The organism is Chitinophaga lutea (assembly GCF_003813775.1).
GTDB classification, from domain to species: Bacteria; Bacteroidota; Bacteroidia; order Chitinophagales; family Chitinophagaceae; genus Chitinophaga; species Chitinophaga lutea.
In genome coordinates, this window is sequence record NZ_RPDH01000001.1 from 1,098,647 (window position 1) to 1,124,718 (window position 26,072).

Annotated in this window: 20 protein-coding genes; 4 read left to right on the forward strand and 16 right to left on the reverse strand. The window is 55.2% G+C overall.

Annotated elements, in window-relative coordinates; genetic code table 11:
* The first annotated feature begins 15 nt into the window (after positions 1-15).
* On the forward strand, positions 16-486 hold the full coding sequence (locus tag EGT74_RS04220) for a VOC family protein (RefSeq protein WP_246008116.1): 471 nt from the start codon (positions 16-18) through the stop codon (positions 484-486).
* A gap of 189 nt (positions 487-675) precedes the next feature.
* Here EGT74_RS04220 and EGT74_RS04225 read toward each other — a convergent pair whose 3' ends face one another.
* Genes EGT74_RS04225 through EGT74_RS04235 form a run of 3 tightly spaced genes read right to left on the reverse strand, consistent with a single transcriptional unit; the run spans position 676 to position 3,361 of the window.
* Complete coding sequence (locus tag EGT74_RS04225; protein ID WP_123845280.1) at positions 676-2,331, reverse strand: SulP family inorganic anion transporter; 1,656 nt, start codon at positions 2,329-2,331, stop codon at positions 676-678.
* A gap of 23 nt (positions 2,332-2,354) precedes the next feature.
* On the reverse strand, positions 2,355-2,954 hold the full coding sequence (locus tag EGT74_RS04230; RefSeq protein ID WP_123845281.1) for a class I SAM-dependent methyltransferase: 600 nt from the start codon (positions 2,952-2,954) through the stop codon (positions 2,355-2,357).
* The gene (locus EGT74_RS04235; protein ID WP_123845282.1) at positions 2,954-3,361 is read right to left on the reverse strand and encodes a glycine cleavage system protein H; all 408 of its coding nucleotides are present in this window, start codon (positions 3,359-3,361) and stop codon (positions 2,954-2,956) included. The genes EGT74_RS04230 and EGT74_RS04235 overlap by 1 nt, the downstream gene beginning before the upstream one ends.
* An 86-nt stretch (positions 3,362-3,447) precedes the next feature.
* On the opposite strand from EGT74_RS04235, the gene EGT74_RS04240 reads away from it, so the two are divergent.
* A complete protein-coding gene (locus tag EGT74_RS04240) occupies positions 3,448-4,158 on the forward strand; it encodes a Crp/Fnr family transcriptional regulator (protein ID WP_123845283.1) in 711 nt (236 codons plus the stop codon).
* Positions 4,159-4,229: 71 nt separating this feature from the next.
* Positions 4,230-4,844 (forward strand): 5'-methylthioadenosine/S-adenosylhomocysteine nucleosidase family protein, encoded by a 615-nt coding sequence (locus EGT74_RS04245; protein ID WP_123845284.1) that lies wholly within the window; start codon positions 4,230-4,232, stop codon positions 4,842-4,844.
* Here the strand turns inward: EGT74_RS04245 and EGT74_RS04250 are convergent.
* The 6 genes from EGT74_RS04250 to EGT74_RS04275 all read right to left on the reverse strand — a co-directional run bounded on the left by EGT74_RS04250 (position 4,841) and on the right by EGT74_RS04275 (position 10,623).
* Positions 4,841-5,257, reverse strand: coding sequence for a hypothetical protein (locus EGT74_RS04250; RefSeq protein ID WP_123845285.1), 417 nt, complete (start codon positions 5,255-5,257; stop codon positions 4,841-4,843). The two genes, EGT74_RS04245 and EGT74_RS04250, sit on opposite strands and share 4 nt — an antisense overlap.
* 86 nt (positions 5,258-5,343) lie before the next feature.
* Positions 5,344-6,108, reverse strand: a complete 765-nt coding sequence (locus EGT74_RS04255; protein ID WP_123845286.1) for a helix-turn-helix domain-containing protein — start codon at positions 6,106-6,108, stop codon at positions 5,344-5,346.
* A 106-nt stretch (positions 6,109-6,214) separates the two neighbouring features.
* A complete protein-coding gene (locus EGT74_RS04260) occupies positions 6,215-7,354 on the reverse strand; it encodes a tetratricopeptide repeat protein (protein ID WP_123845287.1) in 1,140 nt (379 codons plus the stop codon).
* Positions 7,355-7,366: 12 nt separating this feature from the next.
* Positions 7,367-7,816 (reverse strand): hypothetical protein, encoded by a 450-nt coding sequence (locus EGT74_RS04265; RefSeq protein ID WP_123845288.1) that lies wholly within the window; start codon positions 7,814-7,816, stop codon positions 7,367-7,369.
* Between the two features lie 129 nt (positions 7,817-7,945).
* A complete protein-coding gene (locus tag EGT74_RS04270; protein WP_123845289.1) occupies positions 7,946-9,871 on the reverse strand; it encodes a sensor histidine kinase in 1,926 nt (641 codons plus the stop codon).
* Complete coding sequence (locus EGT74_RS04275) at positions 9,871-10,623, reverse strand: LytR/AlgR family response regulator transcription factor (protein ID WP_123845290.1); 753 nt, start codon at positions 10,621-10,623, stop codon at positions 9,871-9,873. The genes EGT74_RS04270 and EGT74_RS04275 overlap by 1 nt, the downstream gene beginning before the upstream one ends.
* A 227-nt stretch (positions 10,624-10,850) precedes the next feature.
* On the opposite strand from EGT74_RS04275, the gene EGT74_RS04280 reads away from it, so the two are divergent.
* Positions 10,851-11,543: a WG repeat-containing protein gene (locus tag EGT74_RS04280; RefSeq protein WP_158617997.1), complete on the forward strand. Its 693-nt coding sequence runs from the start codon at positions 10,851-10,853 to the stop codon at positions 11,541-11,543.
* A gap of 105 nt (positions 11,544-11,648) precedes the next feature.
* On the opposite strand, the gene amaB is transcribed toward EGT74_RS04280, so the two are convergent.
* The 7 genes from amaB to EGT74_RS04315 form a co-directional block, all read right to left on the reverse strand.
* On the reverse strand, positions 11,649-13,169 hold the full coding sequence (amaB, locus tag EGT74_RS04285; protein WP_123845292.1) for an L-piperidine-6-carboxylate dehydrogenase: 1,521 nt from the start codon (positions 13,167-13,169) through the stop codon (positions 11,649-11,651).
* The gene (locus EGT74_RS04290) at positions 13,169-14,062 is read right to left on the reverse strand and encodes a DUF1338 domain-containing protein (RefSeq protein WP_123845293.1); all 894 of its coding nucleotides are present in this window, start codon (positions 14,060-14,062) and stop codon (positions 13,169-13,171) included. Before EGT74_RS04290 ends, amaB begins: the two co-directional genes overlap by 1 nt.
* 14 nt (positions 14,063-14,076) lie before the next feature.
* Complete coding sequence (locus EGT74_RS04295; protein WP_123845294.1) at positions 14,077-16,368, reverse strand: aminotransferase class III-fold pyridoxal phosphate-dependent enzyme; 2,292 nt, start codon at positions 16,366-16,368, stop codon at positions 14,077-14,079.
* Positions 16,369-16,372: 4 nt separating this feature from the next.
* Entirely contained in the window at positions 16,373-18,262 is a 1,890-nt protein-coding gene (locus EGT74_RS04300; protein ID WP_220392810.1) for an MGH1-like glycoside hydrolase domain-containing protein, read from the reverse strand.
* A gap of 5 nt (positions 18,263-18,267) precedes the next feature.
* Complete coding sequence (locus tag EGT74_RS04305) at positions 18,268-21,357, reverse strand: glycoside hydrolase family 2 TIM barrel-domain containing protein (protein WP_123845296.1); 3,090 nt, start codon at positions 21,355-21,357, stop codon at positions 18,268-18,270.
* A gap of 65 nt (positions 21,358-21,422) precedes the next feature.
* Complete coding sequence (locus EGT74_RS04310) at positions 21,423-22,943, reverse strand: RagB/SusD family nutrient uptake outer membrane protein (RefSeq protein WP_123845297.1); 1,521 nt, start codon at positions 22,941-22,943, stop codon at positions 21,423-21,425.
* 22 nt (positions 22,944-22,965) lie between these two features.
* The gene (locus tag EGT74_RS04315; protein ID WP_158617998.1) at positions 22,966-26,046 is read right to left on the reverse strand and encodes a SusC/RagA family TonB-linked outer membrane protein; all 3,081 of its coding nucleotides are present in this window, start codon (positions 26,044-26,046) and stop codon (positions 22,966-22,968) included.
* Between the last annotated feature and the right edge of the window lie 26 nt (positions 26,047-26,072).

Here is a 26,072-nt window from a genome sequence, read left to right on the forward strand (position 1 = left end):
AAATCATTGCAACCCATGAAATCCTTACTCGCCATTCTAACCTTTGTATGCCTGGCAGTCAATGCCGGTGCGCAAACCGCATCCAACAAACAAAAAACGGATAAAATGAAACTGAACGCAGGTGTGATCACCGCTAAACTGGCCGAAAGCAAAGAATTCTACACCACGGTGCTGGGCTTCGGCGTCACTTTTGAAAACGAATTTTACCTCCTGCTGCATACGCCCGGCCACGAGGCGGAAATCAGCTTCCTGCTGCCCGGCCATCCTTCGCAGCAGCCTCTTTTCCGGCAACCCTTCCAGGGCCAGGGCATGTACCTGACCATTGAAGTGGAGGATGTGGACAAACTGTACGAAGATTTCAAAAAGAAGGGCATTCCTATTAAAATCGACATCCGCGATGAACCCTGGGGCGACCGTCACTTCGCCATCCAGGACCCGAACGGCATCGGGATCGACCTCGTGAAATACGCGCCGCCGCAACAATAAACAGCGAAGGGAAGGGCGTGCGGGTATTTTCCTCCAGCGCTCTTCAGTCCCTCGTATTCGATACCGGAACGAAAACAAATACGGATAGACACTTTGTATCAGCGCATCCCGAAAAGCCTGCGGGCGACTTCAGCAAAATGAGCGGCGGCATATTCCAAAAAAGGATACGCCGCCACTTTTATGAAGCAGTTATGGTATCGGATTTTTCTGCAATAGTTGCCGCGAAAGCGCCACGGCACTGCCAAAATTGGGGACCACAAACCGTTTCCCAATCCGGAAAAGCAGCCGGCTTTTTTTTATTGCATCGTACACCCCGGGCTGCACTCCCGATATTACAAGCCGGATTTTATCGTGCTCGCATGCCCGAAGCACATCCCTGATCGTCTGCAATCCCGTGCTGTCAATCACGGGCACTTTCCGCATCCGCACAATCAATATCACGGGCTTTTTCTCTATCAGGCGGATGGAATCCCTGAATTTATAAGCGGCCCCGAAAAACAACGGGCCATTCAGTTCAAATACCTCTACCCCTTCCGGGATGCTGAAACTGCCGACAGCAGCGGGATCATCGTTTTCACCGTTTTCCTTCAGCAGAATACTGACATCGCTGATCCGGATCATGCTCCGCATGAACAGAAAACTTGCCAGCACCATGCCTACTTCTATGGCGATGGTGAGGTCGAAAATAACGGTCAGTAAAAATGTCGTCAGTAAAACAGCGGCGTCACTGCGAAGCCCCCGCGAGATGTCGATGAATGTACGCAGTTCGCTCATGTTATAGGCCACCACTACCAGTATGCCAGCCAGGCAGCTCATCGGTATCAGCGAGGCCCATTGGCCGACTGCAAGCACCAATATCAACAGCACGATGGCATGCACAATGCCGGCAACGGGCGTACGCCCGCCGCTTTTCACATTGGTCGCGGTACGGGCGATGGCGCCTGTGGCGGGTATGCCGCCGAATATCGCAGACGCGATGTTCGCCCCGCCCTGCGCCACCAGTTCGGTATTGCTTTTATGTTGCCCGCCCGTCATCCCGTCCGCCACAACGGCGGACAGGAGGGATTCTATCCCGCCCAGCAGCGCAATGGCCACCGCGGGCTGAATGGCACTTTTGATGGATGCCCAACTCAGTTGGGGAAACACAGGTATAGGGAAAGAAGAGGATATGTTACCAAAACGGCTGCCGATGGTTGCCACCTCCAGGTCGAACAGCTGAACGGCCAGGGTCGCCAGGATGATCGCAACCAGGGAACCGGGCACTGTACGGGTGAAGCGTGGAAAAATCACGATGATGGCGACGGTCGACAAGGCAATTGCGGTGGCCGGTATGCTGATAGTGCCTATGTGCTGGTAATAGGCGATCCACTTGCCCGCAAAATCAGCCGGCACGGCTGCCATCTGCAATCCCAGCAGGTCTTTTACCTGGGACGAGAATATAATGACGGCGATGCCCGTCGTAAAACCGACTATCAGCGGATGCGGAATGTATTTTATCACGCTGCCCAGTTTTGCAACACCCATCGCCACCAGCAATATACCCGCAATGAAGGTGGCGATGATCAATCCGTTGACCCCGCTCTCCTGCACGATGCCGTATACAATCACGATGAAAGCTCCGGTCGGGCCGCCGATCTGCACCCTGCTGCCGCCAAAAGCGGAGATAATGAAACCGCCGATGATGGCCGTATACAGCCCTTTCTCCGGCGGCACGCCCGAAGCAATCGCAAACGCGATGGCCAGCGGCAATGCCACAATCCCCACTATAATGCCTGCAAGCAGGTCGCGGAAAAACTGCGCCCGGGTATATCCCTTCAACGTATGAAATAATTCCGGCTGAAACATGTGCGTCTTTGTTTTGTACGCCGCTATACTTTCTCCCACATTTTCAGTAACCGGTCGGCCGACGCTCCCCGCACCTCATAGCGGGGCGGCACTTCGTTTTCCAGGCTGTGAAAGGTCACCAGCCGGGTGCCTGCCGGCTTGTGGTCGAGCACGGTGTACAGGTATTGCGAATAATACACGAACAGGCTTTCGGAAAATTCGATCTGATGATCGATGCGATTCCCTTCATCGAGGTTCTCGAAGAAGGCATTGTAAAAATAAAAGTTGTCGTAATCCTCGAAATCCAATGCCGTAAAGTTGCCGTGAATAAAATGTACGTTGGCCTGCTGCGTCAGCGTCCTGGCTGACTCTGCATGCGCATACAGTTCCTTCCGCTGTTCCACCCCGTAGAAATGGGCCTCCGGGTAGAAATATGCGCCTATCAAACAAAATTTGCCCACACCGCTGCCGATGTCCAGTACCCGCCTGCCGGGTGCGTCGGCCAGGAAATGCGCTGCCTGCCGGGCAATGGCAACCGGCGTCCAGTGATGCTTCGACAGGCGCCTGATCGTTTCTGGGTACAGGTTGTCAAACATCACATTGCTCGTGTGCAAACCGCCGTTCGTGATAATATGCTCCATCATTACCCTCTGCTTTTTTCCTGTACCAGCTTCTGGTAGTCGCCGGGTGAAAGTAGTTTGACCTGCCCCGGCGCTTTCAGCGGGCTCACAAAAAACAGCCAGCCCTTATCATGCGGGCTCTGCAACATCAGGTCGGGATTATTCTCCACCTGGTGGTTGGCGCCCAGGAACCGGCAGGCTACCGGCGCATATACGGGAATAACGGCATTGCTGGTTGTAACCTCGGCAACTAACACTCCCTGTTCAATCGTTCCTTTGCGGCAGCACCATTTCACATGCAAAATTTTCTCTATACCCTGCAGGCGGTGAGCCGACACTCCTACAAATCCCACCGAACCGTTCAGATCTATCCAGGCATGGCTATCGGTAAACTGCATGCGCGGGCGGGAAATTGTTGATATTCTCATCATACAAATTTACCTTCACAGCAGGTTCCATCCGTTGCATTTTACCCCATCGAAAAATTGAAAAAAATCAATTTTCTAAACTATCGACCATGAGTTTGACCGGCCTGTTTCCCATCGACAAATGGAATTTCAAATCACATTCCATCCTCAACGATCTGCCTGCGGAGGAGTACGACGAATTGAGCCGGCACATGACCGAGCAGGAATATCATAAAGGCGAAACACTTTTCCGCGAAGGGGCCGTGCCACAGGGAATATTCTTTGTCAGGCAGGGAAAGGTAAAGAAATACAAAACCGGGCGTGACGGGAAAGAACAGATCATCTATGTGGCCAATTCCGGCGAAATGATCGGCTATCACGCCATACTGGCCGGGGAGCGTTATCCGGACACCGCCTCCACCCTGGAGAAAAGCCTCATCGCGTTTATTCCCAAAGAAGACTTTGTAAGTGTTCTCGAAAAATCGACCGTTCTGCCCCGGCGGTTGCTGAAAACGCTGAGCCACGAATTTTCGGTGCTGGCCAACAGCATTTCCATTATAGCCACCCGTCCGGTAAAAGAAAGACTGGCCATTGCGCTGATTGTTTTGCGGGAAAAATTTAAAGCGGAGGCCAAACCCGGCGAAGAGATCGTAGTGGATATTTCCCGGCACGACCTGGCCAACATGGCAGGTACCGGCAATGAAAACGTAGTGCGGATATTGAAGGAATTCAAACTGTCGGGTATCCTGGAAACAAAAGGCAGGAAGATTTTCATTCACGACGTGAAAAAACTGGTGGAACAGTCCGGCTGCGGGCTCTAGAACCGCTCCCTTCCCGCCGATTTTGAACTGGCAAGGTTATCCGTTAAATTTGCCGATATTATTTTTTTTACATGAATAACAACGCAGCCATCACGGGACTTTTGCACCAGCGCCCGCTTTTTGTTTTTGCTTTGGAATCTGAAGCCGCCGGGGAATTTGAATCCTACAATCCCCTGTTTGTGGGCATCGGAAAGGTGAATGCCGCCTATCATCTCACCAAACGCATCGCGGAAGACAAACCCGGCATCATCATCAACCTGGGCTCCGCCGGCAGTCACCGGTTCAAACGGGGCGAAGTGGTTTGCTGCACCCGGTTCATCCAGCGGGATATGGATGTACGGGGACTGGGATTCAAAAAATACGAAACACCCCTTTCCGGCCAGGATCCCGTGCTCCACTACGGCCTTTCCCTGCCGGGCCTCCCGGAAGGCATTTGCGGTACGGGCGACAGCTTTGAAATGGAACATACCACCGACGATTATAACGTGATCGACATGGAAGCCTATCCCCTCGGGCTGATCGCCATGAAGGCGCAAATCCCTTTTCTCTGCCTGAAATATATTTCAGATGGGGCCGACGGTAATGCGGCGGAAGACTGGCAGGTACAGGTACATCATGCCGCCACCGCATTCCGGAAAATCATCGGTGACCTGTATGCCGAAGCCGGTATACAGCAAGGCATCTAAGCGGTTCTGAACACCCATTTTTTCAACCCGCCCACCAGGTACAGCACGCCGATCCCCAGCGCGATCAACGAATAAATGGTGCCCAGGATGATGCCTTCTCCTTCGATGATAAAATCGGTGAATACCTGCGCCGTACCGCGCGCGATATAGATAAAGGCGATAATAAAGATCGCTGCTTTGGTGAAAGGCATGGGCCTGAAGCGGTTGGCGGCAGACAGTCCGTACAATCCGAAAATGGTAAAGATTACCGTCACGAACAGGGTAATGAGGTAAGGCAGGGAGGGATGCACCTGCGACATTTCCTGCATTTCCCGGCCTACGCCGGTCACTTCGAAAAATGGCTGCGCCCAGATAAGCCCTACCACATGCGCCAGTGCAATGAGCAGATTGATATACCCGCCGGTTCTCAGCATAACACGAATATTTTATACTGCAAAGTTATCCCCGCAGGAAATCCCGCACTTGTAAAAACCCGACAAAATGAAAAGGAATCAGACACCTATCGCAGCGCGGTAGGCGCTAGCCCGCCGTACTTCTTTATTTCCCGGCTCAGGTGCGCCTGATCGTAGTACCCGCTTTCCAGGGCGATGTCAGAGAGGCTTCTGGCGGGATGCTCTTCGAGAATCAGCCGGCTGGCGGATTTGTAACGGATAATGCTGATGAATGTTTTGGGGCCTAAACCGGTATGATACCGGAAATATCTTTCCAGCTGCCGTTCCGTGATAAAATGGGTCTTTGTCAAATCCTGCACCGATACCTTTCCGCGCGATTGTAAGATGTCGTTCACCACAGGCAGCAGGCGGTGGCCTGGTGCAGCATAACGGCCGGCAAAAAACCGGTCGAACGCCACCGCGGGTTGGTGCAGCAAGGGTTTTACAGCCGGAAGGAATGCCGATGGCAGTTCAACGAAAGTATTGGTCACTTCATGCAAGGAAGCGAATGAATAAAAACAGGAAAAGGCGGCAGGTTTGAAGCGTGCGCCGATCAGACGCGTATGCTCCGGCATACGGGCTTCCATGAATTGTGTGATGGCGCCGCCGAGGTATATGCCTTCGCTTTTGAGGGTAAGGCCCAGCGAATCGATGTAAAAATCGCCGGCGGCGTTAAAGATGACATCCACACAGCCGTCGGGAACGATCTTATCCATCCGGCATTGGCCGGGGCTGGCAAATGCCTCCCAGTAGGCTTCGATAAATGAAGAGAGATGAGCGCCTGGCGTGTATTCCCGGAGTTCCATCTTTTTTTTGCAAAGATAAGGGTTCATCCGGCTTTCAAATTGTCTCCCGCAAATAACCGGCGTGCTGCTGCGGTCTGGTGATACCCGCAGCGGCAGCCATCCATGGACGCTGACGCAGCGCCGTACAAACTATTCACTGACCGGAGCCGCACCGGAGCCCAAGCGAGTCTGCGGATTGAGGTGACTGTTGCAGGCAGGCATCATACGCAGCAGCTGCTTCCTCGCAGAGCCGCGCCTGTTCGGGCGCAGGCGCCAGCTGCATGGCCGTCCTGAAATCCGCCTGGGCTTTTACACATGCGCCCTGCGCCAGGTACAGACGGGCGCGCTGTGCCATATACCCGTAAAACTCCGGCTTTACGACAATCAGCGCGTTGTAAATATCCAGCGCCTTGCTCCATTGGCGGAGTTGCTGAAATGCCTGGCCCGCATAAAAGGCCAGATCGGCGGAATAACTGTCAGACAGCAAATCCTCCTCCCAATCCCGTCCGGTACGGAATAAATACACACGGTACACCTCCAGCGCTCTTTCCGGCCGCGGCATTTCGATCAGGCACCTGATGTAGTTATGAAAAACAAGGGAACTATATCCCCTGTCATATTGCACAGCGATTTCGTATTGCTCCACGGCCTTTTCCAGTTCGCCCATAAAATAATAGCCGTTGGCAATGATGCCGTACAGCTGGCTGTTGGCCTGGTCCATCCGGAGCGCGAACGCCGCTTCGCGGATGGCTTCCTCATACCGCTCCAGCCGGCTCAGGCTGAGCGCCTTCAGCCGGTGAAAATCGGGATTCTGCGTATTGATGGAAATGGCCTTGTTCAGCGTAATAACGGCCTGTTCGAACTTTTCCTCCTCGAACAGTGCTTCCGCTTTTTTGTAAAACGCGGCAGGCTGACCGTTGTCAACAGCAGCTACCGCCACGTCCTGCTTCGGAAGCAGGTTGTGGTGTTTTTCCTGCTCCTGCTTCGTCAGGGCGCGCGCGTATGAAATGCGGCCGTCAGGGTAAATGCCCAATTCGAACAAGCGGTCAGAGTTGATCGTTTCTCCTTTTTTCACAGTCCGCAGCGTGGCGAGCAGTTTTATGTACTGCTGTTTGTCCTCCGCGGACAGAAAACAGATACGCGGTATCTTCCCCAGTTCCACGATTGTTTTGTTTTCTTCCTCCCGCAGACCGCGGATGTAATTCACTTCCTTCCGCGCGTCCTGGGCGGAACAGATGAGGGTATGGCAAACAAGTAATGCGGACGTGAACATCCATTTACCGGGAATTTTCATAGGATCCTAATTTTAACAGTCATGGTCGCGCTCATTAGCGGCATCCAACTCATTCATGTATTTCTCCGCCTGCCCCTCCGTGACGGGTTTCTTTTTCAGCTCTACTTTCATCTGCTTCTGGCCATCCGGGTGCAGCCAGATCCCGGTCAGGGTATCCCCGACTTTCCGGAGGACCAGCACGCCCGAAAAACCTGTTTCGACCATCACGAACTGGTTCTTCCCGTTATGGTCAATATTCAGCAGCAGCCAGTTGTCCGGCTCCGCTGTTTTGTCGTACCGGTAAATACCCTGGTATATCATCTCTCCCGAACATTCGCTGGGAACGGCGTGGAGGAACATGGTCACTGGCAGTTTCCCGTCTACCGTCCCCTTGTACAAATATGGCGTACCGCCTTCCTGCGCATGGGCCTGCAGGCTGGCCAGCAGGCATGTCAAAATGATCCATAGCAAATATCTCTGCATAAATTACCGGCGGCCTTTTATTGCGGGCCTTCCGGCTGCGAAATTCGCATAACGGCTATTTCCTGCGCGGGACGATTTAAATCCGCGGGATTTATCAGGGGAGTTGCGCCGGTTTGGTTTAAAACCGCACTACAGGGCAGATTTCACCGGCAGGGTCAGCCGCACCGTCGTGCCGCCGTCGCCGGATACGATATCCAGACCGGCCTGCATACCTTTTTCTTTGGCGAGGATCTCCAGGCGTTCCCTGGCAATGGCACCTGAAAGCGACTTGTGGGCGCTTTTGCCGTTCCGGCCGGCGGCCATCCCTTTACCATTGTCTGTAATATTTACAACGACCTGTTTTTCGCAGGCCAATACCTCCACCGTCACGACGCCGTTGGCGGCGGTGCTGCTGATGCCGTGCAGGATGGCGTTTTCCACGAACGGCTGTATCAGCATCGGGGGAATCAGCAGCATGTCGGTGTCGGCCTCCGGTGCAATGATGTTGTAATGGAATGCCTCTTCGTAGCGCATTTGCTGCAGGCTGAGGTAATGCCCGATCGCCTCCAGCTCATCGCTGAGGGGCACGTATTGCTGACGGCTCAGTTCCAGGTTGCTGCGCAGCAGCTTGCTGAACTGGCTGAGGTAATGGATCGACTTTTCTTTTTCGTCGAACCGGATAAAACTCTGCAGGGCAGACAGGGTATTGAAGATAAAATGAGGTTCCATCTGCGCGCGCAGCAATTGCTGCTGCAACAGTACGTTTTCCCTTTCCTGCAGCGCTCTTTTCTGTTTTTGCGCGAAATAGATCATCAGCGCCCAGGAAACCGCGAGCAGCGCGAGCAATGCAATGACCAGTAACAGCAACCGGTTGTTCTCGATCCGTTGCGCGGCAAAGTCGACCTGCCGGTTGAGCGAGGCAATCGACCGGTCTTTGGCGCGCAGCTGGTATACCGATTCCATTTCTTCGTTCGCCAGTACACCCGCGTTGCGGATAACGCCCTGTTGAAGGTCATACAGGTCACCGGCCGCTTTGGTTGCGCCCGCACGATCACCGGCCGCGAAACGAAGATGCATGACAGCCTTCGCCCCCAGCACTTTTTCGTCACCGGCCAGCTTTCCGGGATATTGATTATCCAGTTCATCCGCGCGCCGTATCGCCGCGGCGGCCTGTTGCAATTGACCGGAACGGATATATAAATCCGCGAGATTGGATAAAGTGATGTACAGGTTCCTGATGGCGTTCGGTGCTTTGTTGTGCAGGCTGTTTTCATCAAACGCTTTCACCTGTTCGTAAAAGTGAACAGCGGAATCGAACCGTTGGGTTTTGGTATAATAATATGCGGTATGCTCCTGTAAGAATCGCCGCTGCAGGGAATCTTCCGAAGCCGCCGCCCAGCGCTCCATCGCACTCAGGCACACAAAAAGCGAATCCGTGGTGAACAGCCCGCCGTCAGAGCCGGCTGCAAACAGTTGTGAATAAGCACGGAAAATATGCCGGGGACTGGGCACCGGCATCTGTTGCAGTAATTGCAGCGCCATGCGGTTTTGCGCCGCCGCCTTGCCGCTTTGGCTGACCTTGTTATTGTATTGCGCCGCACTGAGGAGACATACTGCTTTCGACAGGGGCTTCGCATCGAGGGAGTCGGTGCTGGTGATAATGGCGGCCGATTCATTGTAATAATACCCGGCCAGGTAAAATTTTGCCTGCGCTTCCGCGATGATGCCGGCCCCGTTGCAGATGGCAAATTTCAGGCGGGGCACCGGCTCACCAGCGTCCGCCAGTTCCAGCGCCCTGCCGATATGGTATGCCGCACTGTCTGCATTCGCCTTTACCAGGTACTTCGCCACCTGGTAGTGGAGGTACGCCAACGCCTCGCTGCTGTGCCGGTAAGCAGGCGCATCGAGCCGGCTTCGCCAGAAGGCGAGACGGTCGCCCTGTTTTTGTTTGTCCAGGCTGTCAGACAACTGTTCCAGTTCCGGCAGGAGGTTCCGCCCGGCGGCGGGAGATGCACCGGGCTGTGAGCGGCAGGCGCAGAACCACAGCAACAGGCACAGGGATAGGCTATTTTTCATTATTTGAGCGTGGTCAGGCAGTTGATGATGAATTCCTTCCTGCGGGTAGCCACAGGAATTTCCGTCTGGTCGCGCATCACCAGGATGCCGCTTTTCAGGTATTTGTCGATGTACTGCCGGTTAACGATATACGACTGATGGGGACGGATAAAATTTTCTCCCGGCAACAGTTCCTCATAGTATTTCAGCGGCTTCGAGGCGGTGATGCGTTTCCCCTGCTGCAGGAAAATTTTGGTATAGGCGCCTTCTCCGGAGAGATGCATCACGTCTGCCAGGCGGATCATCTGCAGGCAATCGGTGGCCGCGATACAGATCTGCGCGTTCATGTCCACCGCCTTTTCCGGTATGGCCATCTGCCTGGCAATATCCAGGCGCCCCGGCAAACCGGCGACCTCCTGCTTTTTCAGCCTTTCGATGGCGCCGTTGAAATCCTGCTGATCGATGGGCTTCAGCAGGTAGTCCAATGCACCGTAACGGATGGCCCTGATGGCATAATGATCGTATGCCGTGATAAAAATAATGCGGAACGCGGGAGAAGGATGATGGTGCAGGATGTCGAAGGCGGTGCCGTCTTCCAGCTGAATGTCCATCAGCACCAGGTCCGGCGTGGTTTGCGCCAGCAGGTCGAGGGCCTTCGCCACGGAATCGGCCACGGCCGTCAGCGCCAGTTCTTCTTTTTGCGTCACCATCCATTCCAGTTCTTTCCGGATGGCAGGCTCATCTTCTATGATCAGTGTTTTGAAACGATGCATACTGCAAAGTATTAGGCCGTTTGGATGAAGCGGCGGCCGAAATTAGGATAAATAATCATACTGCTGCCATACGGTCTTTTTTTTAACACGCCCTGCTCTGCAATTTATGCCCGGATACCACGAATGCCCTGATGGGTCATGCGGATATAAATCGGCCCGTTTTCCGGCTTCGCGCAGGTGTATGTTTGCAGCCGCCGGCATTCATTTATTCATTTAAAAACATACGAATGAGATATGTTTATTGTATGATCCCGCTGCTGATGGCGGCATGTCACCCCCAATCACAGACCCAAACCCGGCAGCAGCCTGTTGCGCTGGCGACGCTGAGCGGCTACCTCGATGAAAAAGAAAATATCTGGGTATCCGCGGATGCACACTATATCCCGGATGAATTTTCAGGCAACGCAGGCGCGTACGCCACCGTTTCGCATGTAGATGAAAGCGGTAACAGCAAAGGAATAGGCCTGATCAACCGGCGGGGAGAAATTGTGGTGCCCATTGTGTACGAAGGCATCGACATGGGGTTCAATGACGGCGTATGCCAGGTTGTGAAAGGAGACCTGCGTGGACTGGTGGACACCACCGGCCGCGAAATCGTTCCGCCGTCGTATGAATACATTGCCCAATACGCGGAAGACGGATTGCTCCGGGTCGGGAAAAACGACCGGTACGGCATGATGAACCTGAAAGGGGACATCGTCATCCCCCTGGAATACCAGGACGCCCAGGCTGCCGGCGACGGGATGGTTGCCGTGATGGCCGTTCCACAGCGATGGGGTTATGTCAACCTGAAAAACGAGATCGTGTTCCAGCCGGAATTCACGGCGCCGGGCCGTTTTGAAAACGGGCAGGCGTCTGTGCAGAAAACCGACGGCGAGAACTACACCATCTATAAAAACGGGAAAATAGAGAAACAATAACCTGCAGCGACGGTTCAGAAACAGTGAAATCACGGTGTACGCCGGCAACAAAAAAAGCTACCCCTTCCGGGATAGCCTTTTGTCTGCCGGCCGTACACCGGTGTATCAGAGGTTGAACTGAATCCCCTGTGCCAGTGGCAGTCGGGTTCCATAGTTAATCGTGTTGGTTTGTCGTCTCATGTAAGCTTTCCAGGCATCGCTGCCGCTTTCTCGGCCGCCGCCGGTTTCTTTTTCCCCGCCGAAGGCTCCGCCGATCTCGGCCCCGGAGGTGCCGATGTTCACATTGGCGATACCGCAGTCGCTGCCGGCGGCCGACAGGAAATATTCCGCTTCGCGCAGGTCCATCGTCATGATGGCGGAAGAAAGACCCTGCGGCACGTCGTTCTGCATCGCCACCGCTTCTTCCAGCGTACTGTACTTCATCAGGTACAGGATGGGGGCGAAGGTTTCCGTCTGCACTACCGGGAACTGCGGCTGTACTTCCGCGATGCAGGGTTTTACATAACAACCGCTTTCGTACCCCTGCCCTTCCAGTACGCCGCCTTCCACGAGGAAGCGGCCGCCCTGTTCACGGCAGGCGGCAATGGCCCGCAGGTAAGTATCCACCGCCGCTTTATCGATCAGCGGTCCCACGTGGTTCGCCTCATCGAGCGGATTGCCGATCCGGAGCTGGCCATACGCATGTACCAGCTTATCGCGAAAGCGGTCGTAAACATCTTCGTGAATGATGAGGCGGCGTGTGGTGGTGCAACGTTGCCCGGCCGTTCCGGCTGCGCCGAATACACTGCCGATCAGCGCCATATCGAGGTCGGCGTTTTTGGAAACAATGATCGCGTTGTTGCCGCCCAGTTCCAGCAGGCTGCGACCGAACCTCCCCGCCACGGTAATGCCCACGGCCCTGCCCATCACGGTGGAGCCGGTGGCCGACACGAGCGGCACTCTCTCATCCGCAGCTAATAATCTCCCTGTTTCCGCGCCCCCGTTGATCAGGCAGCTGACGCCTTCCGGCACGTTGTTCCGTTGCAGCACGCCGGCGATAATGTGCTGGCAGGCGACGGCGGACAACGGCGTTTTTTCACTGGGCTTCCACACGCACACGTTCCCGCAAACCATCGCCAGCATCGCATTCCAGCTCCATACCGCCACGGGGAAGTTAAATGCGGAAATGATGCCCACAATCCCCAGCGGATGCCATTGCTCGTACATGCGGTGCTGCGGGCGTTCGCTATGCATCGTGAGCCCGTACAACTGGCGGCTCAGGCCCACGGCAAAATCACAGATGTCGATCATCTCCTGTACTTCACCCAAACCTTCCTGCAGGCTTTTGCCCATTTCAAAGCTCACGAGCCGGCCCAGCGCCTGTTTTTTTTCGCGCAGCGCTTCCCCGATCTGCCTAACCACTTCTCCCCGCTGCGGCGCAGGTACGGTGCGCCAATGCTCAAACGCTTTGGCAGCCGTCAGGATCACGGCTTCATAAGCGGGCGCGTCCGTAGCGGTGACGGTCGCGATCTGTTGCCCGTCGACAGGTGAAAACGAAACGATCTCCCCGCCGCCCGGCAGCCATGCTGCGCCGGTGCTGACGCCGGGGTTCTGTGGCAAAATGCCCAACTCCTTTAAAAAATCCATTATCTTTTGTTGGTTTGTGATGAATAGGTGCTTTCAAATATTTTGTCGGCATTCGCGGCCTCAAAACCTTCTCTCCGGTGTACCCGTTTGATGGCGGCAGGATCCAGGTGACTGAATTCCGGCAATACTCTACGCTCCGCAAACTCCACATACGAGCCTGCAATAGCGTGTTTTTCACCGCCGGCAAATTCCGCTTCGATCATACCGGCCACCGTAGAGCTCTGCAGCAACAGCCCATCCGGACTCTTCTTGAATTTCCCGCCGGCATCGTTCAGCTGCAGGCCCTGCTTTTCGAGGAAATCGTTGAACCGGCCGATCTCGTTGTAACCGGCCGGCAGGTTGTGTACACTGATGGTGAAGTGATTGAGATAATAACTGTTGTAGATGGCCCATGATGCGTATTCGCTTACACCGGCCAGTACTGTATAATCACGGTAGGAAGGCGTACGCCAGAGGCCACTGTGCAGGAACGCATCCACGGCCGCCACATCATCGAGGTCGAGTTGCAGCACGGGGTCGGCGGTCACTTCGCTGGTGTAATTGTGGATCATGTCGCGCGTGGCGGCCGGCAGGTCTTTTACCCGCAGCTCGCTGATGAAAATACGCGGCAGCGACGGCTCGGGCGGTGCATACCAGTAAGCGTCCAGCCGCTTTTCCGCAAAATAGTAGTAGTCCTTTTTAATGTACCCGTGGTGCAGGAAAATCTTTTCGAGCGACTGGATCCCGAGATGCGGAACGCCCATTGTCCGGAAAGCGATGTGGTCGTTTTCGATGTCGTCCGCGCGCCGGATGAGGCCTTCCGCGATCATGGCGGATATCACTTTTTCCACATCCGGCACCCTTTCTTTGTAACGGCGCATCAGGCCGTCGAGTATCAATTGCAGCTTGTTCATGCTGTTATATTTTGTTAAAGAGTAGACAATACTTCATCCAGGCAACGCACCATCTCGGCGGCGTTATCTCGACTGAACACCAGCGGCGGTTTAATTTTCAGCACATTGTACAGTGGCCCGTCAGTACTGAGCAGAAACCCTCTCTCTTTCATCTTTTCCACCACCCGGTTGATCTCATCCACCGCCGGTTCCTTCGTGGTTCTGTCTTTCACCATTTCCGCGCCTACAAAAAGACCATGCCCGCGTACGTCGCTGATAACGGGATGTTTGTCCATCAAACCGCGCAGCCCTTCCATCAGGAAGTTGCCTGTCTCCAGCGCATGCTGCTGCATGCCTTCCGACTGTATCACGTCCAGCACCACCCTGCCCGTAGCCATGGAAACGGGGTTGCCGCCGAAGGTGTTGAAATATTCCATCCCGTTGTTGAAGGCGTCCGCGATTTCCTGCGTGACCACCACGGCGGCCAGGGGATGCCCGTTACCGATAGGTTTGCCCAGCACCACGATGTCCGGCTCCACGCCCTGCAGCTCGAAGCCCCAGAACTTTTCACCCACTCTGCCGAAACCTACCTGCACTTCGTCCGCAATACATACGCCGCCGGCTTCCCGCACGTGGCTGTACACCGCTTTGAGGTAGTTGTCGGGGAGGGGGATTTGCCCGCCCACACCCAGCAGCGTTTCACAGATGAATGCGGCTACCTTGCCTTTGTTTTGCGTGAGAATGGATTGCACGCTCTCCGCATATTTCTCGCCGGCCCGCGGATCGTTGTAGCCAAACGGACCTCGGTATAAATCGGGAGAATCGGCTTTATGCACGTAAGGCATCTGCCCGAAACCGCCTTTCCCGTCGAACTTGTAGGGGCTCATTTCTATGGCCACGGTGGAAGTGCCGTGGTAGGCATGATCCAGTACGATCACGTCCTTCCTGCCCGTGAAGTGCCGGCTCATCCGGATGGCCAGGTCGTTGGCCTCGCTGCCCGAGTTCGTGAAATAACAAACCGACAACCGGGAAGGCAACGTACGGTGCAGCGCCTTCGCAAACTCCACCAGGTGATCGTTGAGGTAACGGGTATTGGTATTAAGCGTGGCGATCTGCCGCTGCATGGCTTTCACCACTACCGGGTGGCAGTGGCCCACATGGCTCACGTTGTTCACACAGTCGATGAAGGTGCCGCCCTTGTCGTCGTAGAGGTACTGCAATGCGCCTTTCACGATCTTCAGCGGCTGGCGGTAGCTGATGCTGAGGTTTTTGCCGACGAAGGTTTTGCGTTCCTGCAATAGCGGGGCATAATCTTCATTGGCATTGATCAGGGGCGTCATGCCGCAGGCTTTCCGGAAAGTATCGGCCGCCTTGATGGGGTTGATTTTGATAAGCTGGTCCAGCAGTTGCCAGGCATGCTGTTCTGTTACAAAATGATGGCCATTGTCGGAGCCCAGCGAAGCCTGCCAGGCGGATTGTGTAACGCTGATACAAAGCCTTGCCGCGATGAGATAGTAGATCAGATCGGTTTCCTGTTCCGTGAGCGGGAAGGCCGCATGGTATCCCTGTATCACCCAGGTGGCGGCCTGCAGCGGGTCCGGCGTGTTCAGCATGGCGTAAGTACAGGCGATGGCCACGTTGTTGACAAGGGCCGTGTACACCATATCGCCGAGATCGATCAGACCGCTCACTTCACCGTCTTTCACCAGCACGTTATAATCGTTGGCGTCGTTATGAATGCAGGCGTGCCGGAGCGTAGCCAGCACGGGCACTACTTCCGTTTCGAAAGCCAGCAGGAAATAGCCGGCGAGCCGGCGTTTTTCGTGATCGGGGATGCAATGCAGGAAGCGGTTGGCATCCATGGCGGTGCTGATGTCCCAAACGTAATGGCGGTGAAGGGCGTCGTGCTCAAAGTCCTGCATCGATTCATCCGTTTTGCCGAGAAAGCTGCCGAGGCCGGTGTACAGTTCTTTCGTTTTCTGCCGCACCTGCGCCCAGCATTCGCCGTCGAGCCAGGTGAGAATGCGCAGGTAATATTGTTTGCCGTTTTTGAACACGGGCGTCAGTTCCTGCCGGTTCTTGTTCCGGAGTATCTGCTGGAATTTCCAGGCCACCGGGCTTACGGTGAGATGATCCAGGATGCGGAGCTGCGCATCAAGGAAGGAATACCGTTTTTCCTCGCCCGTAATTTTGAGGATGAACTTCCGGCCGGAGGCATCGGTTATTTTATAGTTGAATTCATCGTAGCCCTGGAGTGTATCCACCTCCACAGCGAGCAGGTAATTTTTCTGAACCAGCTCCTTTACTTCGTGTGCTGTAAATTCCATGACGTTATTTGTTTTTCAATATCATTAAGAGATGCGCTGCCGACCAGCTGAAATTCCTCGCGTTCAAACCTTTCCCGCTGAGCGGGTGATAGTTTTCATATACAGGGCCGTCCGTCAGCATACCTTCCGCCTGCTCCAGCAATTGCGCTTCGAGTTTTGCGGCAAGAGTGCTATAACCATATTTGCGTAGCCCTTCTGTTCCGAAAGCAAACTGGTCGAGCCACACCGGCCCTCTCCAATATCCCTTCATCGGGTCGAATGCAGGGTGGTCTGCCGCCAGCGTGGGCAAGGGTATTTTTGTGCTGAATTTTTCCGGGCTGGCCATTTTCTCTTTTACCGCGGCGGCCTGTTGTGGTGTGGCAACGCCCGCCCATAAAGGAATCCATCCTTCGGGCCCATCCACCGCAACATGCCCGGGCGCGCCCAGCAATCGGTCGTAGAAATACCCCCTGCGCTCATCGTAAAACTGTGCGCTGATCCGCTGCCGGAGCTTTTCCGCCTCGCTACGATAAACATCGCCCCTGCTCCCGGCTACCGCCGCAAGTTTCGACAGGTACAGCTTCTCCGCATAGAGGTAGGCGTTCAGATCCACGCTTTCCTGGTTAAGCGACCAGGCGCCTTTGCCGTTTTGCAGCATCACGGCGCTGTCGAATCGGACGGCGTTATCCATCCCGCTTTCCCAGGCGGCGGCAACGCGGGTGCCGTCGGTGGCGCCGTATTCACAAAGGCCGTTACGGTCGTGATCGCGGTGCTGGTACCACCATTCGTGGTAGCGCACCAGTTTCGGCCACATCTCGCGGACGAAAGCGGCGTCTTTCGTGTGGCGGTAGATTTCCCAAACGGCCCATGCGGCCAGCGGCGGTTTCGTGTCGCGCCAGTTGTTTTCCTTTTTATCGGCGTAGATGCAATCGGCAATCATGCCGTGCTCGTCCTGGTAATCGAACATGCAACGCATGTTGTCTTTGGCGAGTTGCGGAAAGAACGTCGCCAGCCCGGCGGCTTGCTTCCAGCTGTCCCAGCTCCACACGCCGTAAAAACCCTGATAGTTGACGGACGGGAAAACGCCATCGTGCAGAATGTCTTTGGACGCGCTGCGCCAGTTGGTCATGAGTGTGACCATGCATTTTACCGCCAGTCTTTTTTCCGGGGCCGTCAGTTTGGACGCGGGTGGGAAATAACGGGCGAGATAGCCGTTCCAGCGGGTTTCATTCTTTTTCAATTCGTCAGCAAAATCATACCGCCGCGCAGGCCGCACCCCATCCGGGAAATACGCCTGCACCTGCGTCTGTTCATATTTTCCGCCTGCGGGAATGGCAACATCCCACTTCGCCACATATTGCAGACTATCAGCCATCAGCATTGTTTTTTCCGGGAATGTGATCGCGAAACCCTGTACCTGTATTGCATTCCGGACAGCCGTAATACCCTGGCTCTGCCCGCTGTACCGTAATTCCAGGTGCCGCGCGCGGCCTGTTTTATTGACGACTCCCGTATAGAGCAAAGCCTCCCTGTTGGAGACGAAAATCAGCTGCTGGCGGATAACCAGCCCGGCTACTTCCAAATCCTGCTGCAACAGCCCGGGGTAATAAGTGGCGGTTGCTTTCGCTGCCGCCAGGTCGATATTCTGGTCATTTTCGAAGAGGGATAGCCGTGAAAACGAGCCCGACAGCCACTTCCCGCTCATATCCATCAGCAGCGGCCCGATAAATGCGCCGTTGTCTTCTTTCCGCAAAGGCAGTGCATAAGCATGCCAGGCGCCTTTGTCGCTGAACACGTTCCCCGTGATGCTTTTGCCTGCCGGAGGTTCGGTGCGCAGTTCCAGCACATCCGGATAACGACTGCGCTGTGCGCTGGCGGATTGCACCACCAGGAGTAATAATATCCACGTTCTCATCTGCTTCATTTTACAGCCGGGCGAAGGGTGAACGAATAACTGTAATCCGTGTAAGGCAGGATGTATTCCGCATGCGGCGTGGCGCCCCAGCTGTTGTCGCCGCCTACGCCCATCTGTTTATCATCGATGTTCCACCATACCAGGTCTTCATTCGTCATGGAGCCGCCGTGATTGTTTTCTTTGGCGTGCCGGTCGAATTCGAGGCGGTCCATGTCAAAGTGCAGCACACCGGTACAGATCAATGGACTGCCGGCAGCCGTCAGGCCGATGCCATTTGCATTCGCCAGTGTCATCCACCGTACGTCCGTTCTGTAGCCGCTTTCCTGCGCACGGGGGTAAGGATGGAACAACCGGTCCGCCTTCATGCTGTACACATCCACAGCAGCAGCCGTATTCCTGTCTGCATAATTGTCAAAGGGCCCGCGGCCCAGCCAGGTCACCTGGTCGAACGCGCCATGCAGCAGCATGCGCATCCCGAAACGCGGCAATTCGGGCAAACGCCCGCTGCCGGTTTTCATCGCTACGGTCACGTTGATGATTCCCCCGGATGTGATCGTATAGGTTGCCATGTAAACAGCCTTCACAGCCGGCAGCACATGCCGGGTGCGGACCGTCACCTGTCCCTTGGCGTCTTTGTGTACCTGTATGGAATCCAGCCGCGCGGTTTTCACTACATCTTTCCATACGGCGCACCGCATCTGCTGGCTGTTGCCGATATCGTTGTCGGTCGCGGCGCGCCAGAAATGCGGTTCCAGCGCGGATTTCATAACAGGCGTCCCTTTCCAGGCATATGCGCTCAGCCAGCCGGTCTGTTTGCTGAAAACGATATCGGCATCGCCGTCGGAAATCTTTACCTGCTGCCGGTCTTCCTGTACCGTTAATTGATTGGTCCCAGTCACTGCAGGCAGGGTTGCCTGAGCAACCGGCAGCGGAAACTGTTCCCACGCCACGAGGTGTTGCGCCGGTATGGCAGGTGTAGCGTAACGTGTCCTGGCTTCGAGCGTCAGGAAATATTCCGCACCCGGAACCGCTTCGAACCGGGGCAGCGGCAATGCAATGATTTTGCTGGCATGCGGCGCAAGGGCACCGGCCTGCAATTCCCCCGACGCGATATTTTTCCCGTCAGCCCGGATGAACCAGCTGAACGAATACTGATCAAGATCGGTAAAATCCATCCGGTTAATGAGGCGGACGCTGTTCGATGAAAATGTCACCGCTTCGAAATCCACCGGTTGTATCACTTTTTTGAATTCAAACGCCTGCGGGTGCGGGGTGCGGTCAGCCGCAAACAATCCGTCCGCGCAATAACTGGTATCACTGGTAAGCCCTACGTTCCCCATATCGCGGCCGTAAGCCCAGATATCCCTGCCCGCTTTATCTTTCTTCTTAAACGTCTGATCGGAAAAGTCCCAGATGAAACCGCCCTGCAACTGCGGGTGACGGTACATCAAATCCCAGTAAGCCTTCAGGTTGCCGCCGCCGTTGCCCATCATGTGAGCGTACTCGCAGAGGATGAACGGCCGGTCGCGCCAATCCCGCACATACTCCAGCAGCACGCTGGTGGATTTGTACATCGGGCAAACGATATCCGTAAATTCATTCCTGCCCGCCGCTTCATACTGCACCGGGCGGGTGTCGTCTTTTGATTTGAGATAGCGGTAAGTGGCGATGAAGTTTTCGCCGAACCCGCTTTCATTCCCCAGGCTCCAGGTGATCACGGAGCAGTGGTTCTTGTTTGCTTCAAACATTCGCCGGGTGCGGTGCAGGTAAGCTTCTTTCCACTCGGGTTTGTCGGACAAGGTTTTCAACGGGTGAAACGACATGCCGTCGCACTCGATGTTGGCCTCATCCACCACGTAAATGCCGTATTCGTCGCAAAGCCGGTACCAGTCGGGACTGTTGGGATAATGGCTCGCGCGAGCGGCGTTGATATTGTATTGTTTCATCAGCCGGATGTCTTCCACCATGCTCTCCACGGTGATCACCTTGCCGGTGTGCATATTGTGCTCATGGCGGTTCACGCCTTTGATCTTCACCGCCACCCCGTTCACCAGCAGCAATCCGTTCCGGATTTCCACCGTACGGAAGCCGGTTTTGTGAGCGATACATTCCACCAGTTTCCCGCTTTTATCGAACTGTGAGATGAGCAGTGTATAAAGATGGGGGCTTTCCGCATTCCAGCTTTTTACATGGCTCAATGTTGCGGAAAAGCGGTAACTGTCCGTCCCGTCGAATGCCCGCTGCTGCTGCATCACGGTATTTCCTTTTGCATCGAGTAGTTTGATCTGGAGGCGGCCGTTTTTGGCGGGGGCACTCATCCATACATCGAGGCTGAAAACACCGTTGGCATAGGTGCTGTCCAAACCGGCTTTCACAAAAAAGTCGTGCACGGCCACTTTGGGCCGGGCGATCAATTGCACGCTGCGTTCGATGCCGCTGAGTTTCCACATGTCCTGCCCCTCGAGGTAGGTGGCATCACTAAACCGGAATACCTGCACGGAAACCGTGTTCTCCCCTTTCCGGAGGTAGCGGGTAACATCGAACTCCACGGCGGTTTTGCTGTCTTTGCTCAGGCCCACGTACTGCCCGTTGACCCAGCAGTAAAAAAATGAATTCACCGCACCGAAGCGCAACCGCACCTCCCTGCCGTCCCATCCCGCCGGCACCGTAAAACTGCGGCGGTAGGAACCGACCGGATTATCATCCTGCGGCGGGAAAGGAGGATTCACCGGGATGGGGTATTCCACATCCGTGAATATGAACCGGTCGAATCCTTCTGTTTGCCAGTGGGCGGGCACTTTGATATCGTTCCATTGGCTCACGTCGTACCGGTCGAGGTAAAAATCAACGGGCCGTGCGGCCGGCGAAGGGGAGAGCCTGAATTTCCACATGCCGTCGAGCAGCAAAGCGTAAGGCGAAGGCGATTGCGCGAGCGCCGCGGCTTCCGACACGGCGGGTACAAAAGACGCGTGCGGCGCCAGGGCGTTTTCCGTTTGAATGCCGGGGTGCTGCCACGGGGGTTGGGTTTGTTGCGAACGGGCGGTCAAAACATTCAGCCATACCAACAGGCCAATCATCAATCCGGTGTATCTCATTCAGGTCCGTGCTTGTCGTGAAAAAATTATCGCGCCGGCATGCGGCTGCACGCCGGCGCGATCGCTTAGTACAAATTGTTCTGTTTCAACAACGGGTTTACGTTGATTTCTTTCAATGGTATAGGGAATCTGATGTGTTTGTCTTCCACATAATTGTTCGCAGAAGGTTTACCATGCGCCGTCAGCAGGGCTTTCACCGGTTGTTTGGCAGTGGCGCCACGGCCCCAGCGCACCAGGTCGAACCAGCGGATGCCCCACTCCATGGCCAGCTCTACCGGCCTTTCATGGTTGCGGATCTGTTCGCGCAGCTGGTCTTTGTTGAGGCCGGCGATGGGTTTGGCATGACTGCGGTTGCGCACTTCGTTCACAAAGCCGGTGGCTTCCACCGTTTTGCCGTTTTCGTTGGCGGCTTCCGCCAGCATCAGCAGCACGTCCGCATATCGGATCACGGAAATATTGGTGCCCACATAAGCGCCGCCGCGGTCGTTCGGGTAAGCGTATTTATTGAAGAATGCGGGCCGCGACAGTTTGGACGCCACATCCGCATAAGGCACCAGCGTAGCGGGAATGTTCAGGTCCCACATTTTCGAAGCGGGGTCGTTGAAGAAGATGCTGCCGTACACCCGGTCGCTGTAGCCGCCACCGGCGGTTTTGTCGTTCTTCATCGTTGTCACCAGCCAGTCGGAGGGGTAATAGATCTCCCAGCCGTCGAGCGCATAAGGCCTTACTTCGAAATTGAAAGGATGCCTTTCGTCAGACACGGCACGGTCGCCGCTGAACTGCACTTCAAACACCGACTCGGGGCCGTTTTCTTTCGTGCCGTTGAAGTTGTCGATGTAGTTGGCGTTGAGCGTATACTGACCATAGATCTCCATGAATTTCGCTTCGGCCAGCGCCCATTTTTCGCGGAACAGGTAAACCTTGCCCAGCAATGCTTTGGCGGCGCCTTTGGTAGCGCGGCCTTTATAGGTGTCCGGGTACGCCGCCGGTAATACACCTTCGGCTTCGGTAAGGTCTTTTTCGATCTGCGTCCACACGTCGGCCGCAGCCGCCTGGGCTACCTGGAGTTTGGTGAGATCTTTTTCGAACTTCAGCACCAGCGGTACATTTTCAAAACCATTCACGAGCACGAAATAATTGTACGCCCGCAGGAACTTGGCTTCGGCTACAATTTCATTCCGTTCCTGTTCCGTCATCACGGTAATGCCCGGCACTTTTTCGATCACCTGGTTGGCGCGGCCGATGCCGGCGTAACAGGTGGCCCACAGATTCCAGGGGCCGCTTTCATCGGGACTGTTCACAAACGCCGCCAGGTTCTTGCCGTACGGCTCGTTTTTGTTATTGTCCACATCGTCGGCTTTGAACGCCATGGTGATATACACTTCTTCAAAGAACGTCCACTTCGACCCGTCGTGGCCCTGCAATGCCGCGTAGGTGGCGGTAATGCCCTGCAACGCATGCTGGCGGGTGGTCCAGAAGGTGTTCTCGGTGAGGTTCTGTTTATCGTCCAGTTCCAGGAATTTATCGGAGCACGCGGTCAGTAGCGTGGCGGAAAGCAAAAAGAGGACGGCTATTTTTAATCGCATAATTGTCGGTTTAAAATTTAGATTAGAATCCAACGTTGAGGCCGAACACAAAAGAGCGGCTCAGCGGGTAATATCCACGGTCTATCCCGCGGCTGAAAATGCCGGTGTTGGACAGGTCCGGATCAAAACCGGTGTATTTCGTAAACGTGAGCAGGTTGTAAGCGCCCGCATAAATCCGCAAACGGTCGAGGTGCATCCTGGAGCTGAGCTGTTGCGGGAGGGTGTAACCGATCTGCAGGTTACGCAAACGCAGGAACGACGCATCTTCCAGGAAATAATCGGACACGCGGAGGTTCTCGTTTTCGTCGGCGTTGGACAGGCGGTACACGGAGCCGTTCGGGTTGGAAGGGCTCCAGGCGTTCAGCAGGTCGGCGGAACGATAAAAACGGTACAGGAACATCTTCGCGCCGTTGTACATCTTCTGACCCTGTTTGCCGTTGAAGAACACCATCAGGTCGAAGTTTTTATAGCTCGCGTTGAAGGTGAGGCCGTAATCGAGATTAGGCAGGCCGTTGCCCATCAGTTGTTTGTCGTTATCGTCGAGCGCGCCGTCGCCGTTGGTGTCCACAAAACGGAGGTCACCGGGTTTGGCATTGGGCTGCAGCGGATCACCGGTTTTGCCCACATGCGCATCCACCTCGGCCTGCGAACGGAAAATACCGGCGGTTTTGTAGAGATAGAAAGATGCGAGGGCTTCGCCTTTTTTGGTGAGCGTGGTGCCGCGGTTGTTAAAGTCCACATACCCGTCGGCGATCACGCCTTCGTCGTAACCCAGGCGGATGATCTTGTTGCGGCTGTGCGATACGTTCACGGTCACATCCCAGTTGAAAGCCCTTGGAGCGGGGCGGTACGTGGCGGTCAGCTCCCATCCTTTATTCTCCATGTCGGCGATATTGGTCAGCGGCAGGGCCGTGATGCCGGATGAAGTGGGGATAGGCGTTTCGGCCAGCATGTCGGACGTTTTCGAGCTGAAATAGTCGAAGCTGCCGGTGATGGCGCCTTTCAGGAAACCGAAATTCACACCGGCATTGAGCGTGGCCGTCTGCTCCCATTTGATGTTGTTGTTGGCGAGGGTGGCCGCAATTGCGCCCACGTATACCTGCTGGCTCAGCGAGCTGCCGAAGGGATAGTTCAGGTACGGGTCGGAGCCTGCCAGGAAGATCTTGGCCAGGTACTGGAAGTTGCTCACGTTCTGGTTGCCCACGGTGCCGTAGCTCACGCGGGGCTTCAGCTCGGAAATCCAGGGAATGTTGAAGAAGTTTTCCTTGTGGAGGTTCCAGCCGGCGGAGAAAGAATAGAAATTACCGTAACGGTTCAGCGACCCGAACCGGGAAGAGCCGTCGCGGCGAAGGCTCGCCTGCAGGAAGTACTTATCGTCATAATTATAACTCGCGCGGCCGAAGTATGATTGCAGGGTGCTGGAGAAGTTCCAGCCGCCGGCGCGGATAAAGTCGCCCGTACCGTCGATGATCAGGCCAGAGAGCGACTCGATCAGCGGACTGCTGAGGTGATTGCCTGCGCCGGAAGTACCCTGGCTCACGGATTTCTCACGGGAGAAACCGTACATGGCTTTGAAATTGTGGTCGCCCAGTTGTTTTTCATAGTTGAGCAGGTGAGTGAACACGGTAAACTCATTCCTTCCACGGCTTTCGGAGCGGCTCGGGTTTTCCACCAGCGCCTGCGCGCCGAAGTCGTACGGGTCGGTTTGCGTATAATCGAAGGTGTTCACAATGTTGCGGCCCAACGTGAAGTTGTACGAAAATCCTTTCCACAGTTTCAGATCGGCGGCGATGTTGAACTGCAGGTGATCGTCGATCGTACTGCCGTTGTTCAGCATTCTTTCACCCACCGGGTTGCCGGAGCCGAGCTCTGTTTCAGGTTTGGCGAACCCGTTCACCGACGCCGCATCGTAAATGCGTTTGTGGGGAAGGGTGTTGTACACGTTCATGATCGGGGAAAAACCGGCGTTCCCGTCACCATTCACATCCCCGAAGTTTTTATTGTTGAACCGGGTGTAAGCGAGAATGGGGCTTATTTTAAGACGGTTGTTCAGCAGTTTGATCTCCGTGTTCAGGCGCACGTTGTCTCTTTTGGAACCGGAATTGATGATGGAGCCGGAATGTTCCCAGTGGCCCAGCGACAGGCGGTAGGATATTTTTTCCGACGCGCCGGCTACATCCACGTCATATTTCTGCTCCACGCCCTGTTTGGTGAAAGCCCCGAGCCAGTCCGAGTTCGCATATTTGCTGTCGTCCTGCACATAGATGGGCGGCGTTTCACCGTCGTTGGCGTAGGCTTCCTTCACCACCTTGTTCATGGGCGCTTTCCCCAGCAGGTCTATGTTGTTGTTCAGGCGATGCAGGGATACGTAAGAGTTGAAGGTAATCCGCGGCTCGCCGGTTTTTCCTTTTTTGGTGGTGATGATGATCACCCCGCCCGCGGCACGGGCACCATAAATGGTGGCGGCGGAGGCGTCTTTGAGGATGCTCACGGATTCGATGTCGTTCGGGTTGATGTCGTACGCATAGCCCAGGGGTATCCCGTCCACCACATACAGCGGGTTGGAGTTATTGATACTGTTGAGCCCGCGCACCAGCACCACCGGGTTGGCGGCCGGGTTGCCCGTACCGGCGCTCACGATCACGCCGGCCGCCTGCCCCTGGAGCATGGTGCCGATGTTGCCGGAGGGCTGCTTCGACAGGTTCTTGGTGTTCACGGAAGAAATCGCAGCCGTTACGTCGCCTTTCTTCTGGGTGCCATACCCGATCACCAATACCTCATCGAGGCCTTTTACGTTTTCTTCCAGCACTACCACCAGGTCTTTATTACTGGTGAGCACAATTTCCCGGGTCTGAAACCCGATCGAGGAAATGACCAGAGTGGCATTTTCGGGGACCGTCAGGGTAAAGGCGCCGGTTTCTCCGGTGAGCGTTCCGGCAGATGTGTTTTTAACCCCCACGCTGGCGCCCGGGATGGGCTTGCCATTCGTGTCCGTCACTTTACCTTTGAGGGTCCAGCTGGCGGGAGCGGCCTGAGCGATGACCGTTAACCCGGTTAAAAAAAGGAATAATAATATTCCGTTCCCCCGTAATAGTTTCCACATACGCATTTTGGTTTTTGGTTTTTTTG

Excerpts from the sequence above, each read along its gene's own strand:
- EGT74_RS04220 (WP_246008116.1), top strand. The coding sequence starts at position 16 with ATGAAATCCTTACTCGCCATTCTAACCTTTGTATGCCTGGCAGTCAAT.
- EGT74_RS04225 (WP_123845280.1), bottom strand. The coding sequence starts at position 2,331 with ATGTTTCAGCCGGAATTATTTCATACGTTGAAGGGATATACCCGGGCG.
- EGT74_RS04230 (WP_123845281.1), bottom strand. The coding sequence starts at position 2,954 with ATGATGGAGCATATTATCACGAACGGCGGTTTGCACACGAGCAATGTG.
- EGT74_RS04235 (WP_123845282.1), bottom strand. The coding sequence starts at position 3,361 with ATGATGAGAATATCAACAATTTCCCGCCCGCGCATGCAGTTTACCGAT.
- EGT74_RS04240 (WP_123845283.1), top strand. The coding sequence starts at position 3,448 with ATGAGTTTGACCGGCCTGTTTCCCATCGACAAATGGAATTTCAAATCA.
- EGT74_RS04245 (WP_123845284.1), top strand. The coding sequence starts at position 4,230 with ATGAATAACAACGCAGCCATCACGGGACTTTTGCACCAGCGCCCGCTT.
- EGT74_RS04250 (WP_123845285.1), bottom strand. The coding sequence starts at position 5,257 with ATGCTGAGAACCGGCGGGTATATCAATCTGCTCATTGCACTGGCGCAT.
- EGT74_RS04255 (WP_123845286.1), bottom strand. The coding sequence starts at position 6,108 with ATGAACCCTTATCTTTGCAAAAAAAAGATGGAACTCCGGGAATACACG.
- EGT74_RS04260 (WP_123845287.1), bottom strand. The coding sequence starts at position 7,354 with ATGAAAATTCCCGGTAAATGGATGTTCACGTCCGCATTACTTGTTTGC.
- EGT74_RS04265 (WP_123845288.1), bottom strand. The coding sequence starts at position 7,816 with ATGCAGAGATATTTGCTATGGATCATTTTGACATGCCTGCTGGCCAGC.
- EGT74_RS04270 (WP_123845289.1), bottom strand. The coding sequence starts at position 9,871 with ATGAAAAATAGCCTATCCCTGTGCCTGTTGCTGTGGTTCTGCGCCTGC.
- EGT74_RS04275 (WP_123845290.1), bottom strand. The coding sequence starts at position 10,623 with ATGCATCGTTTCAAAACACTGATCATAGAAGATGAGCCTGCCATCCGG.
- EGT74_RS04280 (WP_158617997.1), top strand. The coding sequence starts at position 10,851 with ATGAGATATGTTTATTGTATGATCCCGCTGCTGATGGCGGCATGTCAC.
- amaB (WP_123845292.1), bottom strand. The coding sequence starts at position 13,169 with ATGGATTTTTTAAAGGAGTTGGGCATTTTGCCACAGAACCCCGGCGTC.
- EGT74_RS04290 (WP_123845293.1), bottom strand. The coding sequence starts at position 14,062 with ATGAACAAGCTGCAATTGATACTCGACGGCCTGATGCGCCGTTACAAA.
- EGT74_RS04295 (WP_123845294.1), bottom strand. The coding sequence starts at position 16,368 with ATGGAATTTACAGCACACGAAGTAAAGGAGCTGGTTCAGAAAAATTAC.
- EGT74_RS04300 (WP_220392810.1), bottom strand. The coding sequence starts at position 18,262 with ATGAGAACGTGGATATTATTACTCCTGGTGGTGCAATCCGCCAGCGCA.
- EGT74_RS04305 (WP_123845296.1), bottom strand. The coding sequence starts at position 21,357 with ATGAGATACACCGGATTGATGATTGGCCTGTTGGTATGGCTGAATGTT.
- EGT74_RS04310 (WP_123845297.1), bottom strand. The coding sequence starts at position 22,943 with ATGCGATTAAAAATAGCCGTCCTCTTTTTGCTTTCCGCCACGCTACTG.
- EGT74_RS04315 (WP_158617998.1), bottom strand. The coding sequence starts at position 26,046 with ATGTGGAAACTATTACGGGGGAACGGAATATTATTATTCCTTTTTTTA.